Source organism: Undibacterium sp. Di26W (assembly GCF_049340265.1).
In the GTDB taxonomy this organism is placed as follows: Bacteria; Pseudomonadota; Gammaproteobacteria; order Burkholderiales; family Burkholderiaceae_D; genus Undibacterium.
The window spans coordinates 1-25,181 of the sequence record NZ_JBMPOR010000005.1 but is presented as its reverse complement, the minus strand read 5'-3'; the positions used below and the strand labels follow the sequence as shown (position 1 = coordinate 25,181).

At 51.9% G+C, this 25,181-nt stretch carries 23 protein-coding genes, 1 tRNA gene and 1 pseudogene; 17 read left to right on the top strand and 8 right to left on the bottom strand.

Annotated elements, in window-relative coordinates; genetic code table 11:
- The first annotated feature begins 3 nt into the window (after positions 1-3).
- From rfbG to ACO0LM_RS07905, 6 genes are read left to right on the top strand one after another with little or no spacing between them, the layout of a single operon-like run.
- A complete protein-coding gene (gene rfbG, locus ACO0LM_RS07930) occupies positions 4-1,131 on the top strand; it encodes a CDP-glucose 4,6-dehydratase (protein WP_423035909.1) in 1,128 nt (375 codons plus the stop codon).
- 28 nt (positions 1,132-1,159) lie between these two features.
- Positions 1,160-1,723 carry a dTDP-4-dehydrorhamnose 3,5-epimerase family protein gene (locus ACO0LM_RS07925; protein ID WP_423035907.1) on the top strand — a complete coding sequence of 188 codons (564 nt, stop codon included), beginning with the start codon at positions 1,160-1,162 and terminating at the stop codon, positions 1,721-1,723.
- On the top strand, positions 1,720-2,946 hold the full coding sequence (locus ACO0LM_RS07920) for a methyltransferase domain-containing protein (protein ID WP_423035905.1): 1,227 nt from the start codon (positions 1,720-1,722) through the stop codon (positions 2,944-2,946). The genes ACO0LM_RS07925 and ACO0LM_RS07920 overlap by 4 nt, the downstream gene beginning before the upstream one ends.
- A gap of 33 nt (positions 2,947-2,979) precedes the next feature.
- Positions 2,980-3,468 carry an acyltransferase gene (locus tag ACO0LM_RS07915; RefSeq protein ID WP_423035903.1) on the top strand — a complete coding sequence of 163 codons (489 nt, stop codon included), beginning with the start codon at positions 2,980-2,982 and terminating at the stop codon, positions 3,466-3,468.
- Positions 3,465-4,292 carry an NAD-dependent epimerase/dehydratase family protein gene (locus ACO0LM_RS07910; RefSeq protein ID WP_423035901.1) on the top strand — a complete coding sequence of 276 codons (828 nt, stop codon included), beginning with the start codon at positions 3,465-3,467 and terminating at the stop codon, positions 4,290-4,292. The genes ACO0LM_RS07915 and ACO0LM_RS07910 overlap by 4 nt, the downstream gene beginning before the upstream one ends.
- A complete protein-coding gene (locus tag ACO0LM_RS07905; RefSeq protein ID WP_423035899.1) occupies positions 4,289-5,038 on the top strand; it encodes a cephalosporin hydroxylase family protein in 750 nt (249 codons plus the stop codon). The genes ACO0LM_RS07910 and ACO0LM_RS07905 overlap by 4 nt, the downstream gene beginning before the upstream one ends.
- 75 nt (positions 5,039-5,113) lie before the next feature.
- Here ACO0LM_RS07905 and ACO0LM_RS07900 read toward each other — a convergent pair whose 3' ends face one another.
- Positions 5,114-6,763 carry a GGDEF domain-containing protein gene (locus tag ACO0LM_RS07900; protein ID WP_423035897.1) on the bottom strand — a complete coding sequence of 550 codons (1,650 nt, stop codon included), beginning with the start codon at positions 6,761-6,763 and terminating at the stop codon, positions 5,114-5,116.
- Positions 6,764-6,851: 88 nt separating this feature from the next.
- Positions 6,852-7,499 carry a response regulator gene (locus ACO0LM_RS07895; protein ID WP_423035895.1) on the bottom strand — a complete coding sequence of 216 codons (648 nt, stop codon included), beginning with the start codon at positions 7,497-7,499 and terminating at the stop codon, positions 6,852-6,854.
- 243 nt (positions 7,500-7,742) lie between these two features.
- Between ACO0LM_RS07895 and greB the strand changes: the two genes are divergently transcribed.
- Positions 7,743-8,291 carry a transcription elongation factor GreB gene (gene greB / locus ACO0LM_RS07890; RefSeq protein ID WP_423035893.1) on the top strand — a complete coding sequence of 183 codons (549 nt, stop codon included), beginning with the start codon at positions 7,743-7,745 and terminating at the stop codon, positions 8,289-8,291.
- A gap of 27 nt (positions 8,292-8,318) precedes the next feature.
- Positions 8,319-9,677, top strand: coding sequence for a DUF3422 family protein (locus ACO0LM_RS07885; protein ID WP_423035891.1), 1,359 nt, complete (start codon positions 8,319-8,321; stop codon positions 9,675-9,677).
- A 194-nt stretch (positions 9,678-9,871) separates the two neighbouring features.
- Here ACO0LM_RS07885 and ACO0LM_RS07880 read toward each other — a convergent pair whose 3' ends face one another.
- From ACO0LM_RS07880 to ACO0LM_RS07865, 4 genes are all read right to left on the bottom strand, one after another.
- Positions 9,872-12,166, bottom strand: coding sequence for a RelA/SpoT family protein (locus tag ACO0LM_RS07880; protein ID WP_422981191.1), 2,295 nt, complete (start codon positions 12,164-12,166; stop codon positions 9,872-9,874).
- A gap of 83 nt (positions 12,167-12,249) precedes the next feature.
- Positions 12,250-12,453 carry a DNA-directed RNA polymerase subunit omega gene (rpoZ, locus tag ACO0LM_RS07875; RefSeq protein ID WP_186946559.1) on the bottom strand — a complete coding sequence of 68 codons (204 nt, stop codon included), beginning with the start codon at positions 12,451-12,453 and terminating at the stop codon, positions 12,250-12,252.
- A 73-nt stretch (positions 12,454-12,526) separates the two neighbouring features.
- Positions 12,527-13,171, bottom strand: coding sequence for a guanylate kinase (gene gmk, locus ACO0LM_RS07870; RefSeq protein ID WP_423035889.1), 645 nt, complete (start codon positions 13,169-13,171; stop codon positions 12,527-12,529).
- Positions 13,172-13,322: 151 nt separating this feature from the next.
- Positions 13,323-14,225 carry a YicC/YloC family endoribonuclease gene (locus tag ACO0LM_RS07865; RefSeq protein ID WP_423036356.1) on the bottom strand — a complete coding sequence of 301 codons (903 nt, stop codon included), beginning with the start codon at positions 14,223-14,225 and terminating at the stop codon, positions 13,323-13,325.
- Positions 14,226-14,367: 142 nt separating this feature from the next.
- On the opposite strand from ACO0LM_RS07865, the gene ACO0LM_RS07860 reads away from it, so the two are divergent.
- The 8 genes from ACO0LM_RS07860 (at position 14,368) to ACO0LM_RS07825 (ending at position 22,641) form a co-directional block, all read left to right on the top strand.
- The gene (locus tag ACO0LM_RS07860; protein WP_422981195.1) at positions 14,368-15,378 is read left to right on the top strand and encodes a serine/threonine protein kinase; all 1,011 of its coding nucleotides are present in this window, start codon (positions 14,368-14,370) and stop codon (positions 15,376-15,378) included.
- Positions 15,379-15,480: 102 nt separating this feature from the next.
- Positions 15,481-16,416: a PP2C family protein-serine/threonine phosphatase gene (locus ACO0LM_RS07855; protein WP_422981197.1), complete on the top strand. Its 936-nt coding sequence runs from the start codon at positions 15,481-15,483 to the stop codon at positions 16,414-16,416.
- A 5-nt stretch (positions 16,417-16,421) separates the two neighbouring features.
- The gene (rph, locus tag ACO0LM_RS07850) at positions 16,422-17,159 is read left to right on the top strand and encodes a ribonuclease PH (RefSeq protein ID WP_423035887.1); all 738 of its coding nucleotides are present in this window, start codon (positions 16,422-16,424) and stop codon (positions 17,157-17,159) included.
- Positions 17,160-17,172: 13 nt separating this feature from the next.
- Complete coding sequence (gene rdgB / locus ACO0LM_RS07845) at positions 17,173-17,757, top strand: RdgB/HAM1 family non-canonical purine NTP pyrophosphatase (RefSeq protein ID WP_423035885.1); 585 nt, start codon at positions 17,173-17,175, stop codon at positions 17,755-17,757.
- The gene (gene hemW, locus ACO0LM_RS07840; protein WP_423035883.1) at positions 17,754-19,013 is read left to right on the top strand and encodes a radical SAM family heme chaperone HemW; all 1,260 of its coding nucleotides are present in this window, start codon (positions 17,754-17,756) and stop codon (positions 19,011-19,013) included. Before rdgB ends, hemW begins: the two co-directional genes overlap by 4 nt.
- Positions 19,014-19,337: 324 nt before the next feature.
- Positions 19,338-20,489 (top strand): EAL and HDOD domain-containing protein, encoded by a 1,152-nt coding sequence (locus tag ACO0LM_RS07835; RefSeq protein ID WP_423035881.1) that lies wholly within the window; start codon positions 19,338-19,340, stop codon positions 20,487-20,489.
- Positions 20,490-20,491: 2 nt separating this feature from the next.
- On the top strand, positions 20,492-22,510 hold the full coding sequence (locus tag ACO0LM_RS07830) for a putative bifunctional diguanylate cyclase/phosphodiesterase (protein WP_423035879.1): 2,019 nt from the start codon (positions 20,492-20,494) through the stop codon (positions 22,508-22,510).
- A 41-nt stretch (positions 22,511-22,551) separates the two neighbouring features.
- Positions 22,552-22,641, top strand: a tRNA-Ser gene (locus tag ACO0LM_RS07825).
- 532 nt (positions 22,642-23,173) lie between these two features.
- Here ACO0LM_RS07825 and ACO0LM_RS07820 read toward each other — a convergent pair.
- Positions 23,174-23,971: a hydrolase or metal-binding protein gene (locus tag ACO0LM_RS07820; protein WP_423036354.1), complete on the bottom strand. Its 798-nt coding sequence runs from the start codon at positions 23,969-23,971 to the stop codon at positions 23,174-23,176.
- 133 nt (positions 23,972-24,104) lie between these two features.
- Positions 24,105-24,863, bottom strand: a pseudogene (locus ACO0LM_RS07815) (YqaJ viral recombinase family protein); the annotation flags it as partial.
- 110 nt (positions 24,864-24,973) lie between these two features.
- Between ACO0LM_RS07815 and ACO0LM_RS07810 the strand changes: the two are divergent.
- On the top strand, positions 24,974-25,181 hold a 208-nt coding region (locus tag ACO0LM_RS07810), incomplete at its 3' end, for a transposase (protein WP_423035877.1).

Genomic DNA, 25,181 nt, shown 5'->3' with positions numbered 1-25,181 from the left:
ACCATGACGGCAAGCATACAAAACATTGTTCAACATAGTTATGCCGTTCCCGATGCCGGGTTTTGGCGCGGTAAACGGGTGCTGCTGACCGGGCATACCGGTTTCAAGGGTGCCTGGTTTGCCAACTGGCTGGCACGCATGGGGGCGATAGTGCATGGATTGGCACTGCCACCAGAGTCGCGCCCGAATCTGTTTGATGCGCTGGAGATTGATAAAAAGATACATAGCCACTTTGGCGACATACGTCAGTTTGACATTGTCAAACAGGCGGTGGATGCGGCCCAGCCTGACATTGTGTTTCATCTGGCGGCCCAGGCACTGGTCAGAGCCAGTTATAAACAACCACTGGCGACTTTTGAAACCAATGTGATCGGCACCGCCAACCTGCTTGAAGCATTGCGTGGTCGCACGGACGTGAAAGTTGCCCTGATTGTGACTACCGACAAGGTATACCGCAACCGCGAGCAATTGGCACCGTATCCCGAAACCGCAGAATTGGGCGGGCATGACCCGTATAGCGCCAGCAAGGCGGCATCAGAACTGGTATTGGCCAGCTATCGCGCTTCTTTCCTGCAAGCGCAGGGCACCAGCATACTGGCCGCACGGGCTGGCAATGTCATTGGCGGTGGCGACTGGTCGGAAGACCGCCTGTTGCCGGACGCCGTCCGGGCCTGGCGTAATGGTGACACCCTGCAAATCAGGCGGCCGGATTCAGTACGTCCCTGGCAACATGTATTGGAGCCACTGGCGGCCTATTTATGCCTGGCGCAACATGCCTGGGGCAATCCGGCGACCAGCCTGGCATGGAATATAGGCCCGGATGGTGCTGCCAGCGTCAGGGAAGTGGTGCAACTGGCGCATGCTGCCTATGGCAAGGGGCAGATAGCATTCGCTACCGAAATCAGCGGCCCGCATGAAGCCGGATTATTGGCGCTGGATGCAAGCAAGCTCAGAAAGGCGCTGGGGATAGCCCCACGCTGGAAACTGGATGCTGCCGTAGAACACAGCATGCGCTGGTACCGTGATTTTGAAAACGGTATGTCAGCGGATGTGTTGTGCGCACGCGATATGGATGCTTATCTGCAAGCAGCACAATCTACTGCGCAATTACAGCCCGGCCGGCCAGTATGAAGCTTTTAATCACAAAAGGTCGATGAGCATGTCCGGGCGATTTGATTTCTTGCCGACACCGATAGCGGGTTTGCAAATAGTGCAAAGGAAGCCGCTTGGCGATCAGCGCGGTTATCTGCAAAGGCTATTTTGTGCCGACGATATGCAAGAGCTTGGCTGGACAACACCAATAGCACAAATCAACCACACCTATACCACCCGCAAGGGAACATTACGGGGCCTGCATCTTCAATTGCCACCATTTGCCGAGATGAAGCTGGTCAGTTGCATGAAAGGGGAGGTGTGGGATGTCGCAGTGGATTTGCGCGCAGGCTCGCCGCATTTCCTGCAATGGCACGCCGTCTTGCTGTCTGCCGAAAATCAGCGCTCTTACCTGATACCGGCTGGCTTTGCCCACGGCTTCCAGACCATGACGGATGAGGTGGAAATGTTGTATTGTCATAGCCAGCCTTACATGCCAGCCAGTGAAATGGGCGTGCACCCCATGGATAGCCGTTTGGCCATCACCTGGCCCCTGGCGGTGAGCGACATGTCAGACCGGGACAATCGTGGAATATCGCTGGATACAGATTTTCAAGGAGTAAATGTATGAAGTGCAGGCATTGTGGCCATGAATTGACCCAGAGTTTTCTTGACCTGGGTTCTGCCCCGCCATCCAACGCTTACTTGCGTACGGATACCTTGAACACCGCAGAAATCTGGCTGCCCATGAAGCTCATGGTGTGCGATGCCTGCTGGCTGGTGCAAACCATAGACTTTACCGGTCGTGAAAACCTGTTTGATGCCGAATATGCGTATTTCAGTTCATGCTCATCCAGCTGGCTGCTGCATGCCAAGCGATTTGTGGAAGACATGCGCAAGGAATTCAAGCTCGGCGAGCAAAGCCTGGTCATGGAGGTGGCAGCGAATGACGGTTACCTGCTGCAATATGTGATGGAAGCAGGTATCTCCTGTTTTGGTGTGGAACCAACTTCCAGCACGGCCACAGCCGCCCGGGAAAAAGGGATACGCATCATAGAACGCTTTTTTGGAACCGAACTGGCGCGTGAGCTGCTTGCGGCTGAGGGCCGGGTTGATTTAACGGTAGCAAATAATGTACTGGCACATGTGCCGGATATCAATGATTTTGTCCGTGGCTTTACCGACATCCTCAGCGATCAGGGTGTGGCCAGCTTTGAATTTCCGCATTTGCTGAACATGGTGCAGCAAAACCAGTTTGATACTGCCTACCATGAGCATTATTCTTACCTGTCCCTGCACGCGGTCAAGGCCGTGTTTGAACGTAATGGCCTGCATATATTTGATGTGCAGGAATGGCCAACCCATGGCGGCAGCTTGCGTGTGCTGGCCCAAAGAGCCGATATCCGCCATTATCCCGAAAAAGACAGTGTCAGCCAATTGCTGCAGGTGGAACACGAAGCCGGCATGACGACCCTGGATTTTTACAGGCGCGCCCAGGAAAGGGCAGAAGAAGCCAAGTTTGGCCTGCTGGAATTTTTGCTGGATGCCAAACGCAAGGGCCAGCGCGTCGCCGCCTATGGTGCGGCAGCCAAGGGCAATACCCTGCTCAATTTCTCAGGTGTACGTCCGGACCTGCTGCCCTATGTGGTCGATATCAACACCCACAAACAAGGCAAATACATGCCCGGCAGCCGCATACCGATTGTCAATGCCGCCTATCTGTTGGCAGACAAGCCGGATTACATCCTGATCCTGCCCTGGAATTTGAAAACGGAAATCATGCGTGACCTGGCAGCAGTCAAAGAGTGGGGCGGGCATTTTGTCGTGGCAGTTCCCGAATTGATGAGAATTTAATCATTATTTGATCACATAGAAAGTGGTGAAGGCGTGATAGACATACATCCCGATGCACGTGTATCCAGGCTGGCTGATATCGAAGATTCAGTCAGGGGGACGCGCATCGTCATTGCTGCATTTGCCAGTATAGACAGCTTCGTTAAAATCAAACCCGCAGGCGGTTCTGGCGATGTCGTCATTGGTGAGCGCAGCGTGGTGAATTCCGGCTGTGTGCTGTACACCGGGAATGGTATTCACATCGGGAATGACGTGGCTATCGCCGCCAATTGCACGTTTGCCCCTGTCAATCATGCCTATCAAGATAAAAACAGGCGCATCAACCAGCAGGGCTTTTTGCCCAGCAAGGGTGGCATAGTGATTGAGGATGATGTCTGGATTGGTGCCAATTGCATCATCCTCGACGGCGCTATCCTGCGCCAGGGCTGTGTTATCGGTGCTGGGTCCATCGTCCGTGGCGAAATCGCTGCTTACTCGATACAGGTCGGTACTCCCTTGCGACAGATAGGGGAACGGCAGTGACAGGGGATATCAGTTTGGCCCCACGTGCGACCCTGATCGGGGGCCGGGGTTTCATTGGGCAGCATTTGCATCAGGCCCTGCAAGACACGGGCTGGAACAGCTATGTCGCTGAAAAAGCAGATTCGCGCTTGATGGATGAAGACCTGGGACACGTCTTTTATTGCGCTGGCCTGACAGCCGATTTTCGCCAGCGACCATATGCAACCGTGGATGCGCATGTCCATCTGCTTTCCGGCATATTGCAGCATAGCCGGTTTGCCAGTCTGACTTATTTGTCCAGCACCCGTGTGTATGCCGGGGCCACATCGACGGATGAACAGGCAGCATTGACGGTGAACCCGCAACTAGCGGGTGATTTATATAATATCTCCAAATTGATGGGAGAAAGTTTATGCCTGAGCAGCCAGCGCAACGTCAGAGTAGTGCGATTGTCGAATGTATATGGGCAGGGCATGCCTGAGCAGAATTTTTTATCCGACATATTGCGCGATGCAGCGGGTAGTAAAAAACTGCTGTTTCGCTCTGCCGCCAGCTCAGAAAAAGATTATATTGCCGTGGCTGATGTGGCCCGCTGCCTGCCGCTGATTGCAACGGCGGGTGAAACAGGTATTTACAATCTGGCCAGTGGCTATAATACTTCTCATGCCAGCCTGGCTGCGCAACTGCAAGCGCTGGGAGTGGCGTGTGCATTTGAAGACCAGGCACCCGAACTACGCTTTCCCCAGATATCCACGACCAAACTGAATGCCTTGTGTGGTTCCATGCAGGGTGATTTGAATACTGAACTGCCGGTTCTTTTTAACTACTACGCCAGGATGCCATGAACCCGATCAAACAATTCGAAGCTGAACGCGACCAACGCATAGAACAACTGGGCCAGGACAGCGAGTTCCAGGAACAGTCGCGCAGCTGGCTGGAACAAAGCATGCGACGCCAGTATGTGTACAACTTCTCCTGGCTGGGGCGGCCCATCATACAAAACCCCATCGACATGGTCGCCATGCAGGAAATCATCTGGAGCGTGCAGCCCGACCTGATCATCGAGACTGGCATTGCCCACGGTGGGTCGATTATTTATTCTGCTTCATTACTGGAATTGAATGCCGCCTGTGGCGGTAGTGCGGATGCTCTGGTGGTGGGTATAGATATCGATATCCGCCAGCACAACAAGGATGCGATTTTGCAGCACCCCATGGCCAGACGCATACAAATGCTGGAAGGGTCCAGCGTTTCGCCCGACATCGTGCAACAGGTGCAGGCAATCGCGCACGGCAAGCAGCGTATCGTGGTGTTTCTTGATTCAAACCACACGCATGAGCATGTATTGGCAGAATTGCAGGCCTATGCACCCCTGGTCAGCAAAGACAGTTACTGCGTGGTGTTTGATACCTTCGTGGAGGATGTACCGGCAGATGTCTTTGATAACCGCCCCTGGCAGCCAGGCAACAGCCCCAAGACTGCGGTACACGAATACCTGAAGACACACCCGGAATTTGTCATCGACAAGAGCATGCATAACAAATTGCAGATTACTGTCGCGCCTGATGGCTTCCTGAAGCGCATACAATAATTTGTACTACTCGCTACTAAACAAAACGCAGGCCTGATGCCTGCGTTTTTTTATTGATGGCATACGTTTGACAGATCAGGGTGCCTTGATCACCCGGTTTTTGCCTGACTGCTTGGCTTCGTACATGGCTTTGTCCGCCCGTTTGATGGTGGCATCTTGCGGCTCTTTCGGGTTGCGCAAGGCGACACCGGCGCTGAAGGTGATAAACAGTCTTTGTTCGTTTGCCGTGAAGAAGTGCTTGGTTAGCTCACGCTGTACACGTATCATCGCTTGCGCTGCTTCTTCCAGCTCGGTTTCCGGCATGATGATGACAAATTCTTCACCCCCATAGCGGGCGACCATATCGATGGAACGCAGGGTTTGCTTGACGATACGCACCAGATGTACCAGTGCTTCGTCACCTGCAGCATGGCCATGGGTGTCATTCAGCTTCTTGAAATTGTCGAGGTCGAGCAAGGCGACGCACAGCGGCGTACTACGCCGGTCTGCACGGTCTGCTTCACGCTCGAACACATCATCCATGCCGCGTCGGTTCAGACTGCCGGTAAGCTGATCTTCCCTTACCAGTTCACTCATCTGTGCCAGTTTGCTTTCCAGTTCCTTGATGCGTGCTTCTGCTTCGGCGACTTCTTTTTGTGCTGCCACGATCATATCCCTGGAACGCAGGGTTTCAAACTGCACTTCCTTGGTTTCGCTGAGAATGCTGGCGATCAGACCGGTGACTTCGGCGACATCTTTGGCGCTACTCAATTGCTGGGAATACGCTCCCATTTTATGCTGGTAGGCACCGGTACTGTCAGCCATGGCATTCAGTCTGTCGATAAACGCCGCCATCATGTTCTTGACGGAGGTTTTCGACTCTGCGATGCTGGTTTTCAGTACGCCTTGTTTATAGATCACATCTTTCAGGCTGCGGGTGGCTTCCTGCAGGGCGCGATGATCTATAGGGCCGGCTATCAGGTTCTGTACCACTTCAATCTGGCCACGCAGCCAGTTGTCGTTGTCGAGCAGATCATGAATATTCGTCAACAACAAATCAAACAGACGCAGCAGTAATTCCTGCTGTTCGGCGCTGTCGCCACTTTGCAATTCTATTTGAAAGCATAACTGCTTGAGGCGTGCAGCAATATGGTTCAGTTCACTTTCGTTGCCGGCGACTTTAACGGCCTGTGCCAGGCTTTCAGATTCGCCAGACAGGGGCGGGCTGGGTTTGAGCAGCGATGTCAGTGCCAGTGCCAGTGTGCGGTGCAGCAAATCCTTGAGCAAACGCACACGCGGGTCTTCAACTGGTCCATCATCCACCAGCGAAATATTTTTCGTCTGCGGCACAGGGGCTGGGTCGACCAGGCTGATGTTACTACTGCTGGACGCAGGGGGCGGGGGAGCGGTAATGCGTTCTGTCAGTTGTGTCAGTGCCCGGCTCAGATCAGGCCAGTTACCGGATTTAATCGCGCGATTGAAGCGCAGGCCAAAAGTCGATAAATCGGTTTGTGAGGCTTGCAGGCTGGTGGCAAAACTGCTCAACAGGTTTTCAGCTTCCGACACCGGTGCGGCAACTTCGGCAACTACTTCTGGTGACGGTTCAATGACGCCTGAAATATCGTTATATAACTTGCGATACGCATCAGGGGTAGGTGCAATTCTTTGTATTGCCAATTGCCGGAAGGTTTCGCGCGCGATGTCAGTCGGGGTTTTGAATTGCGAATTATTTGGAATTTTTGACATGGTGCTCTGCCAATGGCGTTACCAACAAAGGTGCTGCAATGAAAAGACTGGTTGAAGTTCTGGTCGGATCACACATCAATATTGCTATCTAGTCTACAAGTTGATTCTTGATGGCATAGTGCGTTAACTCTGCATTGTGCCGCAATTTCATCTTCAAAAGAATTCTCGAACGGTATTCACTAATGGTTTTTACAGAAAGTGACAATTCTTTTGCTATGTCGCTAACCGATTTACCAGAGGCGATCAGCGTCATGGTTTGAAACTCGCGGTCCGACAGGGTCTTGTGCAGGGCATCTTCATGTTCCTGATTGAGATTGTTGGCCAGTTCCTGGGCCAGTTGCGGGCTGATGTATTTCAGACCGCGTGAAATCTGGCGTATGGCTTCAAGAATCTGGCTGCCGCTGCATTGTTTGTTCAAGAAACCCGCTGCCCCGGCTTTCAGGGCACGCACTGCATATTGATCTTCTCTATGGATGGAAAACATCAGGACGGCAACCCCGGGTTTTTCTGATTTAATCTGTTTCAGCACTTCGATGCCATTTTTGTCAGGCAGGGAAATATCCAGCAGAATCACTTGCAGTTCATGCTGACGGCATAGCCGTATCGCCTCCAGGCCGGTTTCCGCTTCGGCAACGACGGCAATATCCGTGCTGGTAGCGATGATGCTTTTAATGCCCTCGCGGACAACTGCATGATCGTCTACGATGAGTACATTAATTGCTGCTTTTTCTGTCATGCAAAATCCATTTCTTGTTCAGGCATCTGGTCATTACCGACGGACCGAAAGCTTCGCATGGCTTACCATCGTATGCTGCACCGGTAGATGGCTCAGTTTGAACCAGATCGTGGTGGTGCAGGCGGCATAGTTGCTTTAAATTTAAATCGTCCGGCATGTAGCGTCTCAGCTATTTTATAAGGGATGCACAGATTTTGGTGCTATAAAGAAAATTAAATCCATCAAGTCCGTTACAATAATGCAATGAGCAAAGCATTTACCAAAGAGTCAGACTCCGATGACGACGAAGAATTCGGCGCACCGGCTATTCCTGCGGGCGTAAAAAACTACATGACGCCGGAAGGGCACCAGCGCATGAAGGAAGAGTTTTTGCATCTGATGGATGTTGACCGGCCCGAAGTTGTCAATATCGTGCACTGGGCGGCGTCAAATGGAGACCGTTCAGAAAATGGTGACTATATCTATGGCAAACGACGTCTGCGCGAAATTGATCGCCGCATACGTTTTCTGACCAAGCGTCTCGACATTGCCGAAGTATTTGATTCCAGCATGCACCATGGCTCGGACCAGGTATTTTTTGGCGCGACCGTCACCTATGAGAACCAGCATGGCGATGAAGTGACTGTCCGCATCGTCGGGGTGGATGAATTTGATCCCCTGCAAGGCAAGATCAGCTGGATTTCACCGGTGGCACGCGCCCTGATCAAGGCCAGGGTCGGCGATACGGTGACCTTGCGCACCCCTGGCGGCGTCGATGAGCTGACGATTCTTGAGGTTGACTATCCGGCCTGAAGCTTTTCCATCCTTTGCTGACCAACCATGTCCATCGCCTACACGAAACTGTATCATCCACTCAGGGTGCCGCTGGCAGCTGAGATGCATTCACGGCCATCATTACGTTTGCGGGCACCCGAAACACTGACTCATCTGGCCATTTATGCCCGCAGTGATGCCCATCTCGGTGGTGACAACCTGCTGACCCAGCAGGTGATACTGGAAGATTTTTGCCGTCATTTTGGCGTTGCCAGTCCGGCGGGGCAGGGCAAGTACTTTTTCCATGATTTTGGCCGCTTTCGCCTGCAGTGGGAATGTCATACCGAATTTGCCACCTATACCTTCGTTGCAAACGCGCTCGCAGCGGCAGAACAACATGCCCCTGAATCCGGGCCTGAGCAGATGTTTGCTGATGTGCCACTAAAGCATTTGCCGCAACAATGGTTATTTGAATTGCAGGGCAAGGTGATGGTGGCTGCCCATGTGGCCTTGCTGCCATTCCAGGACGACAGCCAGCCTGCCTTGCCATCCAGGCAGATTTTTGAAGGAGGCGTCCTGGTCGGCAGCGAAGTGCTGCAGCGTGGCGAGATCTGGACCGATTTCCTGATACAGGCCGACGGTTTCAGCCGCTTTGTGGTCAGGGACAAGGGCTTTCTTGATCAGCAGGCAGGCCGCATCATCCAGCGTTTGCTGGAAATTGAAACCTACAGGATGATGGCCTTGCTGGGTTTGCCACATGCGCAGCGTGCTTCTCCCGTCCTGAATACCATAGAAAGTGAGCTGGTGACGCTGACCGAAGCCATGACCATGGCCAGCAATGGTAACGGCCATGGCGGCACGGCGAATGCCGATGCAGAGCAAAGTCTGTTGCGTCAGATTATTGATCTGGCTGCCCGCATAGAAAAACTTGCGCTGGAAAACAGTTATCGTTTCGCTGCATCCAAGGCGTATTTCAAGCTGGTGCAGTCACGTACCGACGAAATGCGGGAAGCGCGCATTGAAGGCGTGCCCACCATACAGGAATTCATGGATCGTCGGCTGGCACCCGCGATGAATACCTGCGAAGCCATCGTGTGGCGGCAAGCAAGCCTGGCAGAACGTATTGCCCATACCAATGACTTGTTGCGTACCCGGGTGGGTATCGTGCAGGAACAGCAAAATCGCAAGATACTGCAGAGCATGAATGCCCGCGCGGCCCAGCAATTGCGCCTGCAACAGGCAGTAGAGGGCTTGTCAGTGGCCGCGATCAGTTATTACATGGCAGGCCTGGTTCAATATGCTGGCAAGGGCTTGAAAGCCATGGGGGTGCCGCTGAACCCGGATCTGATGACTGGTTTGCTGTTGCCGGTCATCGCCGGGTTGGTCTGGTGGGGTTTGCGTAAGCTGCATCAAGGCATACACTGATGCGGTCTTGATGGAAGGTAAGTGTAGTGCTGCACTCTTCTTGCCACTTATAAAATGCGCCTTTTCCGCCGATACTGCGTCAAAAATCCTCGCAATACCTCGGTATTGCTGCGGTTTTTTCCTTGCCTCAACGAAAAATTCGCAATTTTATAAGCGGCAATCTGCGTGCAACACTACACTAGTTGAACTGCGGTTTAACCGTGTTCCCTGATAATGCGTGTGACACCAGTCAGGTGCTTGATGTTGCGCATGATTCTGGCAAGGTGGGTGCGGCCTTCTATCTGTATCGTGAAATGGATATTGGTCATGTCGTTGGCGTCGCCATCTTCCATGTTCACATGGCTGATATTGGCATCGGATTCGCCAATTTCGGCAGCGATACGTGCCAGCGCGCCACGCTCATTGGTAACGGTGACGGCAATGCGGCAATCAAAACGGCGGTTCAGGTCTTCCCCCCAATTGACGTCTATCCAGCGATCCGGTTCCTTGATGTGCAGGCGCTTGGCGTGTTCGCAATCATCGGTATGCACGACCAGGCCCTGATCGCGTTTCAACTGGCCAACGATGCCATCCCCGGGAATCGGCAAACAACACGCAGCCAGTTGCACCGACAGACCTTCACTGCCATAAATAATGACAGGGTCGCGCTTGTTGGCCATCTTGTCGCCGTATTGCTGAAAAGGGATGGAGGGCGAATCATCCTCGACCAGATCCAGGATATGTCGGGCGACCAGTGCAGCCATGCGCTTGCCTATGCCTATGTCAGTATGGATTTCATCCAGCGACTTGGCACTGGATTCATTCAGCAGCTTGTCGATCAGGGGTGTGGGCAGATCCGGGTTCAGGTTGACTGACAACAATGCCTGTGCCAGCAATTGCTTGCCCAGCTCGGTCGATTCATTCAGGTTGATGGTGCGCAGGTAATGGCGGATCGCTGACCTGGCCTTGCCTGTGCGCACATACGTCAGCCAGTTCGGTGTAGGACGCGAATTGGGGGAAGTGATAATTTCAACGATGTCGCCATTCTTCAATTCTGAACGCAGAGGTACGGGTTCATGATTGATGCGGGTAGCAATCGCCTGGTCACCGATATCGGTATGGATGTTGTAGGCAAAGTCCAAAGCTGTTGCGCCGCGTGGCAGCGCAATAATTTTGGATTTTGGCGTAAAGACATACACAGAGTCAGGGAACAGATCGATTTTGACGTGTTCCAGAAACTCGGCTGAATCGCCGGTCTGTTTCTGGATATCCAGCAGTGATTGCAGCCAGGCATGTGTGCGTTGCTGCAGGTCGGTCAGGCTGCCTTCTTCGTTCTTGTACAGCCAGTGTGCGGCAACACCGGATTCCGCCACGTGGTGCATGTCGCGGGTGCGGATCTGGAATTCGACCGGCGTGCCATACGGGCCGATCAGGGTGGTGTGCAGGGACTGGTAGCCATTCGTCTTGGGAATGGCGATATAGTCCTTGAACTTGCCAGGCATGGGCTTGTACAGGGCGTGCAGACTGCCCAGGGCGTAATAACTGTCACGCAGGTCGGTAACAACGATGCGGAAGCCATACACATCCAGTACCTGGGAAAAGCTCAGGTGTTTGTCATGCATCTTGCGGTAGATGCCGTACAGGGTTTTTTCGCGCCCATAGACCTCTGCCTTGATGCCAGAATCGGCCAGGGAGGACTTCACCGCTTCCATGATCTTGTTGACCACTTCACGCCGATTGCCGCGTGCTGCCTTGACTGCCTTTGACAGTGTGCGGTAACGCATGGGGTACAGATGCGAAAACGCCAGGTCCTGCAGTTCACGGTAAATATTATTTAAACCAAGACGGTGCGCGATGGGCACATACACATCCATGGTTTCACGCGAGATGCGGCGTTTTTTCTCAGACGACATGACGCCCAGGGTGCGCATATTGTGCAGGCGATCAGCCAGCTTGACCAGAATGACGCGGACATCGCGTGCCATCGCCAGCAGCATCTTGCGGAAATTCTCTGCCTGGGCTTCGATCTGGCTTTGGAATTCAATTTTTTCCAGCTTGGACAAACCATCCACCAGGGTTGCCACCGGCGCGCCAAAGCGCTCTATCAATTCGTCTTTTTTGACGTCCTGGTCTTCCATGACGTCATGCAGCAGTGCCGCCATGATGGCTTGCACGTCGAGCTTCCATTCAGCGCAGATTTCTGCCACAGCGATGGGGTGGGAAATATAGGGTTCGCCAGACTTGCGTACCTGTCCCAGGTGCATTTCATCTGAAAAGCGATAGGCTTCCTTGACCAGCTTCAATTCGCTGGCCGACATGTATTCGCCGATGCGACTGGTCAGTGCCGTGATGGATGCGACACCTGTACTATTGGCAGGCGTACGCATACCGTTCAGATCGTCCAGCGGCGAAGTATGTCTTGCGGGAATGGTGCGCGCAGGAGGAAGCGCGACTGATGCTGATTCGGCCGGTTTGATTTCCAGAGATGAATAACTGTCATTTAGGTTCATTCTGAGTGGTCCCGGCCGATGAATACGGGCTTGTTGTGAGCGTGTTGGACAACGATATAAAAAAACCTATCGCAGAACGACGCTTAAACAGGTACCTTCTTCAACATTTCAATGCCGATTTTGCCTTCAGCGATTTCGCGCAGAGCGATCACGGTAGGCTTGTCCTTGGAATCTACTTTCGGTGTATGGCCTTGCAGCAATTGGCGGGCGCGATAAGTAGCACACAGGGTCAACTGGAAGCGGTTAGGGATTTGTTTCAAAGCGTCTTCAATGGTGATACGTGCCATGTTTTTTTCCTAAATACTAAATTATTTACAAAATACTAAAAATTGCCAATGCTGCCAATTGGGGTTTCGAGAATTAATTCGGATTGGCGTGAATGCCAAGCTGGGCAAATAGCTCATAGTGGCGAGTTGCCTGTTGTGCAAATCGGCAGCGTGTTGCTTTCACGATTGCATTTAATTCTGACAAGGCTGTCGCAAAGTCTTGATTAATAATAACATATTCAAACTCAGGAGAGTGCGCCATTTCACCGCCCGCGGCCAAAATACGCTTGGTAATGACATGCGGCTCATCCTGACCGCGTTTTTTCAGGCGCTCTTCCAGCGCTGGAATTGATGGTGGCAAGATAAAAATGCCAACAGCGCCAGGAAATTGCTTGCGGACCTGTTGTGCACCTTGCCAGTCTATTTCCAGCAACACATCGGTGCCTGAACGCATTTGGTCTTCGATAATGATGCGTGAAGTGCCATAGTAATTGCCATGCACTTCGGCAGATTCCAGAAATTCACCTTGCGCCTTACGCGCCAAAAAGTCTTCTGGTGTCGTGAAATGGTATTCACGGCCATCTTGCTCACCGGGGCGCGGTGGTCGTGTCGTGTAGGAAATCGACAGCTTGATCGCCGGTTCCTGAGAAAGCAGGGCATTCACCAGGGTCGATTTACCCGCACCAGAAGGCGCGGCGACCACGAAAAGACTGCCGGCAGTCGAAGTATTGGCTTGCATGGGTCGGTCCTCCGGTGTGGTTATTCTGGTCAATAACAAAGCGCTTGAGGCTCAAGAAGCAGGCGGAAAAGCGCTGCCCGTCTCGCTTGCTGTCCGCTTTCATTCATTTCCCAGAGAAAATAGTGGCGGGAGTATAAGCAAATGCGCCTGCTTATTCAAGGTTTTGCACTTGCTCGCGCATCTGTTCTATGAATAATTTCAATTCCATGGATGCATCCGACAGTTCTTTCGAAGCAGCCTTGGAGCCAAGGGTATTCGCCTCGCGATTCAGTTCCTGCATCATGAAATCGAGTCGCTTGCCGACCTGGCCACCTTTTTTCAGGATATGCCGGGTTTCGGTCAGATGGGCAGATAAACGTGCCAGTTCTTCTGCGACATCGACGCGGATACCATACACGGTGACTTCCTGGCGTATACGGTCGAGCGCTTCTTCGCGGGTGATGGTCTGGCCAGCATTGGCGCCGCCAGACTGCAAGGCCAGGCCCAGTGCTTCTTCCAGTCTGGTGGTGGCTTTTTGCTGGAACTGTTGCACGATTTGTGGCATCAGCGGTGTGATACGGGTGACAATTTCTTCCATGGCCGTGATCCGGCTGATCAATACCTGTTCCAGCGCGGCACCTTCACGTTCACGGCTGGTGACAAAGGCTTCCAGCGTTTTGTTGATGGTGTCGTTGATGGCGGTCTGAAAAAACTCGGCATTGATTTCACCTTCTTCAATCACACCTGGCCAACGCAGGATTTCATTCGTGGTGAAGGGGGCAGCGTCAGGAAACTGGGATTTCAGCGTAGCCTGAAAGCCGACCAATTGTGTCAGCAGGCTGGCATTGAGCGATTTATGACTGGTTTCTGCGACTTTTTTACCAAAGCTGAAACGGCATTCGACTTTGCCACGGGCCAGCTTGCGTGTCAGCGCTTCCCTGAATTGCGATTCGACCGCGCGAAATTCATCATTAATCCTGAATTGCAGGTCCAAAAAGCGGGAATTGACACTTTTAATTTCAATGGTAATAGTGCCAGCATCGGTTTCATTGGTGCTGGTGGCGTAGCCAGTCATGCTAAAAATGCTCAAAGTATTTCCTCTAAAAGGGATGAACTGTGTATCAGATTGCCAAAATTGCGCGTTAGACACTAGGATATTCTTTACAAATACCGCAATAATCAACACAATCCGTTTTGTATAGTGAATTGGAAGATTGATGGCCGCACAAAATAACGCACCTCTACCAGATGGACTGGAAATTGCCGGATACCGCATTGTAAAGAAAATTGCGTCCGGTGGCTTTAGTATTGTATACCTGGCTTCTGATGAAGATGGCAATGCCGTTGCCATCAAAGAGTATTTGCCAAGTTCACTCGCCTTGCGCCAGCAGGGGGAGCTGGTACCTGCTATCTCGAACGAGAATTTACCGATTTATCGTATCGGTTTGAAGTGTTTTTTTGAAGAAGGCCGTGCGCTGGCCCGCATTTCTCATCCCAATGTGGTGAGCGTTATCAATTTTTTCCGGGCTAACGAAACGGTTTATATGGTAATGGCCTATGAGTCGGGGCGTTCGTTGCAGGAGCATATCTTGCGTCGCCGCGACAAGGGTGAAAAACCGCTGGTGTCAGAACGCTTTATCCGGCGCATGTTCAACCAGGTGATGAATGGCTTGCGTGAAGTGCACACCAATAAGCTGCTGCATCTGGATTTGAAACCGGCGAATATTTACCTGCGCCTGGATGGGACGCCGATTTTGCTGGACTTTGGTGCCGCCAGACAAACCCTGAAAACAGACATACCCAAGCTCTATCCCATGTACACACCAGGTTTTGCGGCGCCAGAGTTATATCAAAAAAATGGTAATCTTGGCCCCTGGACTGATATTTACAGCATAGGTGCTTCGATTTTTGCCTGTATGGTAGGTGCGCCGCCACAGCCGTCTGACCAGCGCAAGACCAATGATAAGATGGATGGGCATTATCGTAAGCTGGAAGGTTTATACTCTAGTGAATTAATAGAAGTGGTGCGCTGGTGCCTGCAACTGGATGCGCTGGAACGTCCACAAAGTGTGTTTGCCCTGCAAAAAGCACTGGCAATACAGGCGCAGCCACAGAGAGAACTGAGTTTCATTGAAAAAATGCGCTTGAAGATCACCACCTTCATCAATGGCAAAAGAAAAAAGGTCGAAAGCGACCATACAACAATACAAGAGAGCACCTTGCATTAGATTTGCATTTTTGCAAATAACAGTGTCTTTGACGCCACCTGTTGTTCAAATGAACAGAAGTTCCCATTAACAGAATTAAATCAGAATTAACTTTTATATCACATGCGTTTTTCCGTTTATCAAGAAAGTCATATTGGTGGCCGTAAGGTCAACCAGGATCGAATGGGGTATAGCTTCACTCGGGATTCGATTTTGCTCTTGCTGGCGGATGGCATGGGTGGCCACATCATGGGCGAAATGGCAGCAGCAATTGCCATGCAGACCATAGGCAATCTCTTCCAGCAGCAGGCGCATCCCATGATAGGGCGCCCGGAACGGTTTATGGAAGACAGTTTCCTGGCGGCGCATCAAGAGATACATCGCTATCGCGCCATCAACAACTTGCCGGAAACCCCGCGTACCACCATCGTCGCCTGCCTGATCCAGAATGGTTATGCCTACTGGGCGCATTGCGGTGATTCACGTTTGTACTGGATACGCCAGGGGCAGATTTTGTTGCGTACCAAAGACCATTCGCGACTGGAAACCCTGATTGCGCAAGGCAAGGTTGATCCGGCAGAACGGCATACCCATCCGGACCGCAACAAACTTTTCAATTGCCTGGGCGCGCCGAATGCACCTATCGTCGAATTGTCGCGCCGTGCGGTGTTGCAGCCGGGTGATTTGCTGCTGTTGTGTTCTGATGGCCTGTGGTCGGTATTGCCTGACCATATGCTGGCGCAGCGCCTGCACGACCATACCATAGTGCGGGCCGTGCCTGAACTGATACGGTCGGCCGTCGATATTGCCGGCAAGCAGAGTGATAATGTCACCGCCCTGGCCATGATGTGGGAAGGCGATGACAGGATGGATAATTCCACCATCATTTCTACCAATACCCTGCCTATCGGGTCTGTCACGACGACCATACAGGCACCCATGGATGCTGAAGTGGAAGCCACCGATGGCGATGTCTTCAATGACGCCGAAATAGAAAAGGCCATTGCCGAAATCCGCAACGCGATACATAAATCGTCACGCATTACTACTAAGAATTAAACCACATGTCAAATCCATTTCGCCCTAGTGGGCGTACAGCGGACGCCTTGCGTCCGGTTGTTATCAGTCGCCATTTCACCAAGCATGCAGAAGGTTCGGTCCTGATCGAGTTTGGCGACACACGCGTTATCTGTACCGCCAGCATAGAAGACAAGGTGCCCGGCTTTTTAAAGGGTAAAGGCCAGGGCTGGCTGACCGCCGAATATGGCATGCTGCCACGTTCCACCCACAGCCGCATGGACCGCGAAGCAGCCAAGGGCAAGCAGTCAGGCCGCACCCAGGAAATCCAGCGACTGATAGGCCGCTCCTTGCGCGCTGCCTTTGATCTGGACGCATTTGGTGAACGCACGCTGCATATAGATTGCGACGTCATTCAGGCCGACGGTGGTACACGTACTGCCTCGATCACCGGTGCCATGGTGGCAACTTATGATGCATTTTCCAAACTGGTGGAACGCGGGCTGATTTCACGGGTGCCAGTCAAGCATTTTGTGGCTGCGATTTCTGTCGGTGTGTACCAGTCACACCCGGTACTGGATCTGGATTATCTGGAAGATTCACAATGCGATACCGACATGAATGTGGTCATGACAGAAAACGGCCATTTTGTCGAAGTGCAGGGGACTGCCGAAGGTGAAACTTTTGATCGTGCCACCATGAATCGTTTGCTGGATCTGGCGCAAGAAGGCATCAACGACCTGATCGCCTTGCAAAAACAGGTGCTAGGCTTGCAGGCAAGCTGAAGAGGGTGGGGCTATGAACAAGAAAATCGTCCTGGCATCGAATAATCAGGGCAAGCTGAAAGAGTTCTACCAGATACTTGCCCCGCTGGGTATTACGCTATGCTCGCAATCTGAATTTCAGGTACCTGAAGCAGAGGAACCTTACCTCAGCTTTGTAGAAAATGCTTTGACCAAGGCCAGGCATGCGTCGCGCCTGACCGGCCTGCCGGCGCTGGCAGATGATTCCGGTATCTGCGTGAATGCCCTCAACGGCGCACCGGGTGTGATTTCTGCCCGTTATGCAGGCGAACCCAAGTCTGACCTCAGGAATAATCAAAAGCTGATTGCCGATTTGGCTGGTATTGGCGACAAGTCAGCCTATTATTATTGTGTGCTGGTCTATGTGCGTTCTGAATTTGACCCGCAGCCAGTGATTGCTGACGGTGTCTGGGCTGGTGAATTGATTGCCGATGCCCGCGGTGAAAACGGTTTTGGCTATGACCCGCACTTTTTCTTGCCCAGTCTTAACAAGACCGTGGCTGAGCTGTCAGCAGAACAAAAAAATCAGTTATCCCATCGTGGGCAGGCCTTGCGTGCCCTGGTTGAAAAACTCAGATGATACCGATCAAGCCTATTCCGGCGACACCCGCAGTTCAAACAAGCAAGCGCGATTTATCGGCGGTACCACAAAACGTGGCCAGCCAATACCTGTCGCCAGGCAGCCTTAACCTGACGCAATTGCCGCCGCTGTCACTGTATATTCATTTTCCGTGGTGCGTAAAAAAGTGCCCTTACTGCGATTTCAATTCGCATGAAGTGCGTAGCAACTTTGATGAACAAGCCTATCTGGATGCGCTGCGGGCTGATCTTGAAATGGCCTTGCCCCTGATTTGGGGGCGCAAGATATACACCGTCTTTATCGGTGGTGGCACACCCAGCCTGATGTCAGCAGCCGGGCTGGACAGGCTGTTGTCTGATGTGCGCACCTTGCTGCCACTGGACGGTGCGGCTGAAATCACCATGGAAGCCAATCCAGGCACGTTTGAAGCAGAAAAATTCCGCTCATACCGCCAAAGCGGTATCAACCGCCTGTCGGTTGGCATACAAAGCTTTAACTCACGTCACCTGGCAGCGCTGGGCCGCATCCATGACGGCGACGAGGCACGTCGCGCCATCGATATAGCCAGGGCCAATTTTGACAACTTCAATCTAGACCTGATGTTTGCCTTGCCCGGCCAGACCCTGGAAGAAGTCAGGCTGGATGTGGAAACCGCCATCGCTTTTGCACCACCGCATTTATCCCTGTATCACCTGACGCTGGAACCGAATACCTATTTCGCCAAATACCCACCCGCGATACCGGATGATGACCTCAGTGCCGAAATGCAGGATCTTATCCATGCCAACATGGCGGCTGCCGGTTACGGTAATTATGAAGTGTCTGCCTACGCCAGGACAAAACGCGAATCGCGACATAACCTGAATTACTGGAACTTTGGTGATTACCTGGGCATAGGTGCCGGTGCGCATTCCAAACTGTCTTTCCCCCACCGTGTGGTCAGGCAGGCGCGCTACAAGCAACCCAAAGCGTATATGGATGCCGTGGCAAGCGGCAATGCCGTGCAGGAATCTGCAGAAATCCACCCGGATGAAATGGGTTTTGAATTTATGCTGAATGCCTTACGCCTGCAAGGCGGGTTCAATGTCAACCTGTTCCAGGAACGTACCGGCATGCTGCTCAATACCATCGAGAGCGAGTTGCTTGAGGCAGAAAAGAAGGGCTTGCTATACCGCGATCACCAGACGATCTCACCCACGGCTTTGGGCAAACTTTTCCTGAACGATTTGCAGCAGATTTTCTTGAAAACCACCTGATCCTGGCAGGTGCGTCACCCATCACTTTGTAAAATCCTTACGCATTTTTCTGCAGGCAGCCATTCGCGCGCTGTCTTGCAGTGAAGCATTTTCGCGACACTTGCTCAACTATATAGCAACGATACAGCAACGATATTGCAAGTTCTGGCCTTGTTTTTAAAGGAAACAGACAGTCCTGCCGATAATATCCAAAATACCTCATGTATTGCTTTAAATTATGTTGCAATTGCTAAATTCTCAAATTAATATCTTTAACAATTTCTGATCCAAATTGCTCTTCCACTTATGACACAACACCGAGGAATTGGCACATTTTTGCCAGTCATGAACGGCAAACAGCAACTGCAGGCATTGCAGGCTGATTTTGGTAACGTGCCTGTGGCAGAAGTGTTTTCGATTCTTCAGTTTTTGAATGAGAGCGAATTCTTTACCAGGCTAAGCCCCATTTCGCTGCTGGTAAAAATCAATGATGTTGCCCAGGTCCCCGTTGATCTGGATACCCGCCTGCCTGTCGCAAGGTTGAAGCTGTGCGTACCCGAAGTGCATGCCAGCGACAAAGAGATACAACTCAGGTTAAAGCATTTTTCTTCGCTGGGCGTGGCGGTAGTATTGGATGATTTTACCGCCCGTTGTGAACCCGCCTGGGAAGGCACCAAAATTCTTGCGGTTGATTGCCACATCGCCATACCTGCCCAGGTCAAACCATGGCTGGGGCGCTTGCATGGTGGCATGCATCTGGCAAAAAACCTGTCCAGTGCCGTACTACAAGAGCATGCTGGTGAGGCCGGTTTCAAATGGTTTTCTGGCGATTATGCATTTAATCCACCTGCCAATAATAAAACCGCCGATGCCAGCGTCAGGACGCGTTTGCTGAAGCTGCTGGGCCTTGTCGCCCGGGATGCCGAATCGCGTGAACTGGAAGAACTTTTCAAGCAAGACACCACCCTGTCTTTCATGTTGTTTAAGCTGGTGAGCTCGGCTGCCTTTGCCCAGACCGTTGGGGTATCCAGTTTTGGCCAGGCCATCAACCTGCTGGGCCGACGACAGTTGCAAAGATGGCTGCAATTATTGCTATACGCGCGCCAGCATGACAACGGTGGTGGTTTGAACCCCTTGATGCCCCGCGCCGCTTTTCGTGCCAGCCTGATGGAGGCTATCTGCCACAAGCAGGGCGGCAATAAAGACCAACTGGATTGCGCCTTCATGGTCGGCATGTTTTCATTGCTGGACAAATTGTTTGGCAACTCGCTGGCAGAAGTATTGCAGTCGCTGAATTTGCATACCGACGTGCTGGACGCCTTGCTGCACAAATCCGGGCAACTGGGCAAATGCCTGGACCTGGTAGAGCGGGCCGACCGTGCGCATGCGCACTTTGACATGGCATTGATGGGCGAAATCGGCCTTAAGCCGGATGAGTATTATGACTGCGTGATCTCTGCCTATGCATGGGTCAACCAGGTTTGTCAGGACATGTGAGCATGAGCATGCCGCCCGCGATCAACGAACTGGAAATCGGCGTCAGCCTGAGCGAGGCCGTATTGTGCCTGCAAGGCGAAGCGCTTGATGCAGAATTGAACCGTATCGTCAGTGCCATTTTTAACGATGCCAATGCCGCTTTCAAACGCGGTTTGCCCGACCCAGGACAGATGCAGGATGCAATACATTGCGCCGCTACTGCCGAAAGTTACTATGTGCTGTCCGGCAAAATGGGACGCATCAACCAGGCGGACATACAAAAACTGAACATATTGGCTGCGCTGACAGCCAGCCTGTTTTCACGCCGTGCTTTGCTGGACAAGCAATACCAGGCATCCGCCCAGGCGCAACTGCAACAGACGCAGATACTTGATCAGATTCATGAATCCGTCATTACCATGGATCTGGCAGGCTTCATCATCAGTTGGAACCGTGGCGCAGAAAAACTGTTTGGTTATGACGCCCAGGAAGTCATCGGCAAGAATATTCTTTTCCTGTATGACGACGAAGACATCGATGGCCTCAAGCTGTATGACAGCTTTCTGGAGCAGGGCGGGCGCGAGATGGAAGTGCGCCGCAAAAAGAAATCCGGTGCAGTGTTCTGGGCCAGCCTCAGCCTGTCACCTTTGTGTGATACCCATGGCATGCCCATCGGCATCATCGGCTATTTAAGCGACATTACTGCGCGCAAAGAAGCCGAAGACAAAATCAATTACCTGGCCTATTACGATGCGCTGACGAGCCTGCCAAACCGCAGCCTGTTCAAACAATTGGTGGACAAAGCCCTGTTGCAGTCACAACGCAACAACACCAGTGCCGCCATCATCTTTATTGACCTGAACCGTTTCAAGCTCATCAATGACACCCTGGGCCATGATATTGGCAATGAACTGCTGCGCCAGGTCTCGTCCCGGTTTTTGACCACCTTGCGCGAAAACGACATCGTCGCCCGTCTGGGTGGTGATGAGTTTGCGATTGCCTTGCTGGATATTAGCCAGCATTTTCATGCCAGCCTGGTGGTGCAAAAGCTGTTGCACGCGCTAGAGAATGCATTCGTAGTGGATGGGCATGAACTGCGGGTAGGGGCCAGCATAGGCATCAGCGTCTACCCGCAAGATGGTAGCGGTGCTGACACCCTGCTGCAAAAAGCCGATATCGCCATGGTGAAAGCCAAGCGCAGTGCCGGCAACGTATCCGGCAGTTTCTTGTTTTACAGCGACAGCATGAACCAGAGCATCGCCGGCAGGCTGTACCTGGAATCCGCCATGCGCAAGGCGCTGGAAAACCAGGAATTTTATCTGGTGTATCAACCCAAGGTAGACCTGGCCAGCGGCAAAATCATCGGTGCCGAAGCGCTATTGCGCTGGCAACATCCAGACAAAGGCTTCATCTCGCCAGTAGAGTTCATCCCCGTTGCCGAAGAAACCGGCTTGATCCTGCAAATTGATGAATGGGTACTGGAAACCGCCTGCGCCCAGGCCAAAGCCTGGCAAGACAGCGGCATTGCGCCTTTCCGCGTTGCCGTCAACGTATCAGCCAGGGAATTTACCAATAACCTGCCAGTGCGCGTCAAAGAAGCCTTGCAGCGGTATCAGATATCACCCCAGTGGCTGGAACTGGAAATTACCGAAGGCATGCTCATGCACAGCTCGGAAAGCGTGATCGCCATCATGGAGCAAATCACAGCACAAGACGTAGTGCTGGCACTGGACGACTTTGGCACCGGCTATTCCAGCTTGTCGTACCTGAAACGTTTCCCTATTGATACGCTTAAAATCGACCGGTCCTTCATACAAAGTATCCCCACCGACCCCAACGATTGCGCCATCGCCAGCGCCATCATCCTCATGGCCAAGCAGCTACACCACAAAGTCATCGCCGAAGGCGTGGAAACCCGCGAACAACTTGATTTTTTGATCAAGGCTGGCTGTGACGAGGTGCAAGGCTACCTGTATTCCAAACCCGTCAGCCCGGAGCAGATCATCAGCCTGCTGGACAAGAATTTTCATACTGAAATTTGAGCCTTGTTGAAGAAGCATAATCCGGGTATAATCATCGGCTCGGAAGCTTGGCAGAGCGGTTGAATGCACCAGTCTTGAAAACTGGCGAGGTGTTATAGCCTTCGTGAGTTCGAATCTCACAGCTTCCGCCATTTACCTATATAAATCAAAGACTTAAAAAGCTTTAGCACAGTAATTAACTTGCTGCCTAAGGGTTTATATCAACTGATAAGCGTGCTTATCGTCAAAGAATTCAAGGTCATTTAGGCTTAAATTAGGCTTAACTGATGTTGAATGTCTCCTGCGATTGTACCATCGCAATACTTTCACTACTTTTATTCAAGATGCATTGCCCTATTCGTTTTGATAGAGCTATTCATTTATTGATCTTCAGCTTTCTAAGTTAAGAATCCTTAGGATTAAGCTAAAGCTCCCAATAGTTTTCTCAGTCCCCAAGAAGGCATAATTTGACAAATTGACATTGTGATGATATTATTTATGCATAGGTTGAAAAACAAACTAACCTATTAAATCTAGCCCGCACTTAATCCCTGCGGGCTTTTTTTTGCTTAATCACTAAGAAAGGAATCAATGACGCACCTAGGTATTGCACTAAACGAAACCTCTCTTAAGGATCATGTTTATGATGATTCCTTAGTTTTAATTTACATCAAAACCATCCTTTCAGATGGATTCAATTTGAAAAGTACAGCACTCTCGTCGCATCCTGAATTTTTGGAGGCGCAACCCGAGCGCTGCGGCAGTATCCAGTGCCACCTGGTCATACCCGCTATCCCTGCGTCTTTGATCCGTTTCCCTTGCTGTGGCAATGGCTGCCTCCAGCGACATGCCTTCCCGCACCGTTAAATCCACGTAATAAATAGGAGAACGATGGCTCATCGTCGTGCTTTTACCTCTGAGCCGCAGTTCCAGCGGCAGACAAGCCAGCAGATTGCCAGACACCGCCTGATAATAGCTAAGACGTGCTGCCAGGGTGCGGATGCTGTTAAACCCGGTTGTCCTGAAGATGAACGACCCCAGTTCATCCTCATCCCCGATCTGTACATTCAGACGGCCATAGGGTTTGCAGGCACCGCCCTTTGCCAGTTCACAACCATCTGGCGAAGGGCAGGGCAGGCTTTGGAGTCCCGACTTGGTATAGCGTCTGCACGTTTCCCCGTTCCCCACACATAGTGGTCGGCCAGTCTGCCGGTCGAACAGGCTGTACTCGGCCCGCAAGTTCAGGCCGGGTTCACTGAACAGTACCCGTACAGGGATCGAGCGCAGCTTGTCTGTTCCTCCTGACTTCTTGCGCAATGCTTCATTCATTGGATGGTTCAACCATCCATTCCGCCCCTGTACCTGTGAAGTAATAGTAAAAAAGTCTTCCTTGACTGGCAGACGTTTACCGTTCGTTTCAACTATGCTGCCTATGGAAATACGGCCCAATATGGGAGGCGTGATAGCGAGACCTTTGATCATCATGATTCCTTGAAATAAAAAAAGAAAGCCTGCCCTCTGGTAATCAGGGGCAGGCTGTATGGACTTGCAGAAGGGGAAAATGCAGCTTGATTAAACTGGTACTAATGGGAAAATTCGCCAGCATCCGGATTGTTCAGTCACCAGTTTCAGGTGTCAGCAAGAATCGTCGGCTACCCGGCCTGAGCAGCGGATAACGCTCAAGCAAATCCGGTTGATCCAGCAGCAGCTTCTCAACATCAAGACGTGCACTGTCTTTCGAACGTTTCCAACTGACACGACCAGTTTCAAAACTCGCCGTACTCGCATTCTCCATGCGCTGCTGGATTTGCTGCGCCAGCAAAGCGGCCAGTTCTTCCCGGTTCGCTATATCCGCCCGCAGATTGACCAGATCGGCAAAGATGGCTGACATTTCCGTATCAGTGGTGAAATCGAGATGATTGCCCGAATCCTGCGGATACAGACAGCGCAAGGCCAACTCAGCAGATTCTGATCCGTCCGCAGGTGGTGGTGTATCCGTTTCCACGTAATACCAGAACTGTCTTTCCAGTGCCATCAGTCGGGCAATCAACTCATCATCGCGAGTAATACGATAAATTCTGATTTCCTGCCCACATACCAGCACACAGACATCTGCAGCCGTCTTACCCGTGACAGCAAGCTGATGCTGTACCTGACAGACAATGTATTCCGGCACACCCTCACGCCACAACCTGACCCCAAATTCCCCGGCAGTCTTGCATTCCAGTATTTGCACATCCGGTGCACCGGTCACTTCCCGGTCGATATTCGCCAGCATCCAGGACTTGTCAGGATCAGGATGTTGTAGCACCGCATTGATCTTGCGCACCCGGTTGCCAGTGCGGCGGGTGTAATGTGCTGCGACTAGGGAATCTGAGCGAATTGCTGGAAGGGTGAAGCAAACTCAGGGTTTGCCCAGCATCATTCTAAGAAGCTATTCGAGATCTTATTGTAAACAAAAAGAATATTGCGTAAACTTGGGTAATGAGAAAAACCTACCCAAGCGATATCAGTCGAGAACAGTTTGCGAAGATAGAAGATCTTTTGCTGAGCGCACGCAAGAAGACCAAGCCGCGCAAAGTGGATTTATATGATGTGTTTTGCGCGGTATTGTACGTGTTAAAAAGCGGCTGCCAGTGGGACATGATACCGAGCGACTTTCCTCCCAAAAGTACGGTGTACACGTACTTCA

Coding starts and splice junctions, on each gene's coding strand:
- ACO0LM_RS07925 (WP_423035907.1), top strand. CDS start 1,160: ATGTCCGGGCGATTTGATTTCTTGCCGACACCGATAGCGGGTTTGCAA.
- rph (WP_423035887.1), top strand. CDS start 16,422: ATGTCAAATCCATTTCGCCCTAGTGGGCGTACAGCGGACGCCTTGCGT.
- ACO0LM_RS07820 (WP_423036354.1), bottom strand. CDS start 23,971: ATGATCAAAGGTCTCGCTATCACGCCTCCCATATTGGGCCGTATTTCC.
- rdgB (WP_423035885.1), top strand. CDS start 17,173: ATGAACAAGAAAATCGTCCTGGCATCGAATAATCAGGGCAAGCTGAAA.
- ACO0LM_RS07860 (WP_422981195.1), top strand. CDS start 14,368: ATGGCCGCACAAAATAACGCACCTCTACCAGATGGACTGGAAATTGCC.
- ACO0LM_RS07885 (WP_423035891.1), top strand. CDS start 8,319: ATGTCCATCGCCTACACGAAACTGTATCATCCACTCAGGGTGCCGCTG.
- ACO0LM_RS07830 (WP_423035879.1), top strand. CDS start 20,492: ATGAGCATGCCGCCCGCGATCAACGAACTGGAAATCGGCGTCAGCCTG.
- ACO0LM_RS07920 (WP_423035905.1), top strand. CDS start 1,720: ATGAAGTGCAGGCATTGTGGCCATGAATTGACCCAGAGTTTTCTTGAC.
- ACO0LM_RS07865 (WP_423036356.1), bottom strand. CDS start 14,225: ATGACTGGCTACGCCACCAGCACCAATGAAACCGATGCTGGCACTATT.
- rfbG (WP_423035909.1), top strand. CDS start 4: ATGACGGCAAGCATACAAAACATTGTTCAACATAGTTATGCCGTTCCC.
- ACO0LM_RS07905 (WP_423035899.1), top strand. CDS start 4,289: ATGAACCCGATCAAACAATTCGAAGCTGAACGCGACCAACGCATAGAA.
- hemW (WP_423035883.1), top strand. CDS start 17,754: ATGATACCGATCAAGCCTATTCCGGCGACACCCGCAGTTCAAACAAGC.
- ACO0LM_RS07895 (WP_423035895.1), bottom strand. CDS start 7,499: ATGACAGAAAAAGCAGCAATTAATGTACTCATCGTAGACGATCATGCA.
- ACO0LM_RS07855 (WP_422981197.1), top strand. CDS start 15,481: ATGCGTTTTTCCGTTTATCAAGAAAGTCATATTGGTGGCCGTAAGGTC.
- gmk (WP_423035889.1), bottom strand. CDS start 13,171: ATGCAAGCCAATACTTCGACTGCCGGCAGTCTTTTCGTGGTCGCCGCG.
- ACO0LM_RS07880 (WP_422981191.1), bottom strand. CDS start 12,166: ATGAACCTAAATGACAGTTATTCATCTCTGGAAATCAAACCGGCCGAA.
- rpoZ (WP_186946559.1), bottom strand. CDS start 12,453: ATGGCACGTATCACCATTGAAGACGCTTTGAAACAAATCCCTAACCGC.
- greB (WP_423035893.1), top strand. CDS start 7,743: ATGAGCAAAGCATTTACCAAAGAGTCAGACTCCGATGACGACGAAGAA.
- ACO0LM_RS07900 (WP_423035897.1), bottom strand. CDS start 6,763: ATGTCAAAAATTCCAAATAATTCGCAATTCAAAACCCCGACTGACATC.
- ACO0LM_RS07835 (WP_423035881.1), top strand. CDS start 19,338: ATGAACGGCAAACAGCAACTGCAGGCATTGCAGGCTGATTTTGGTAAC.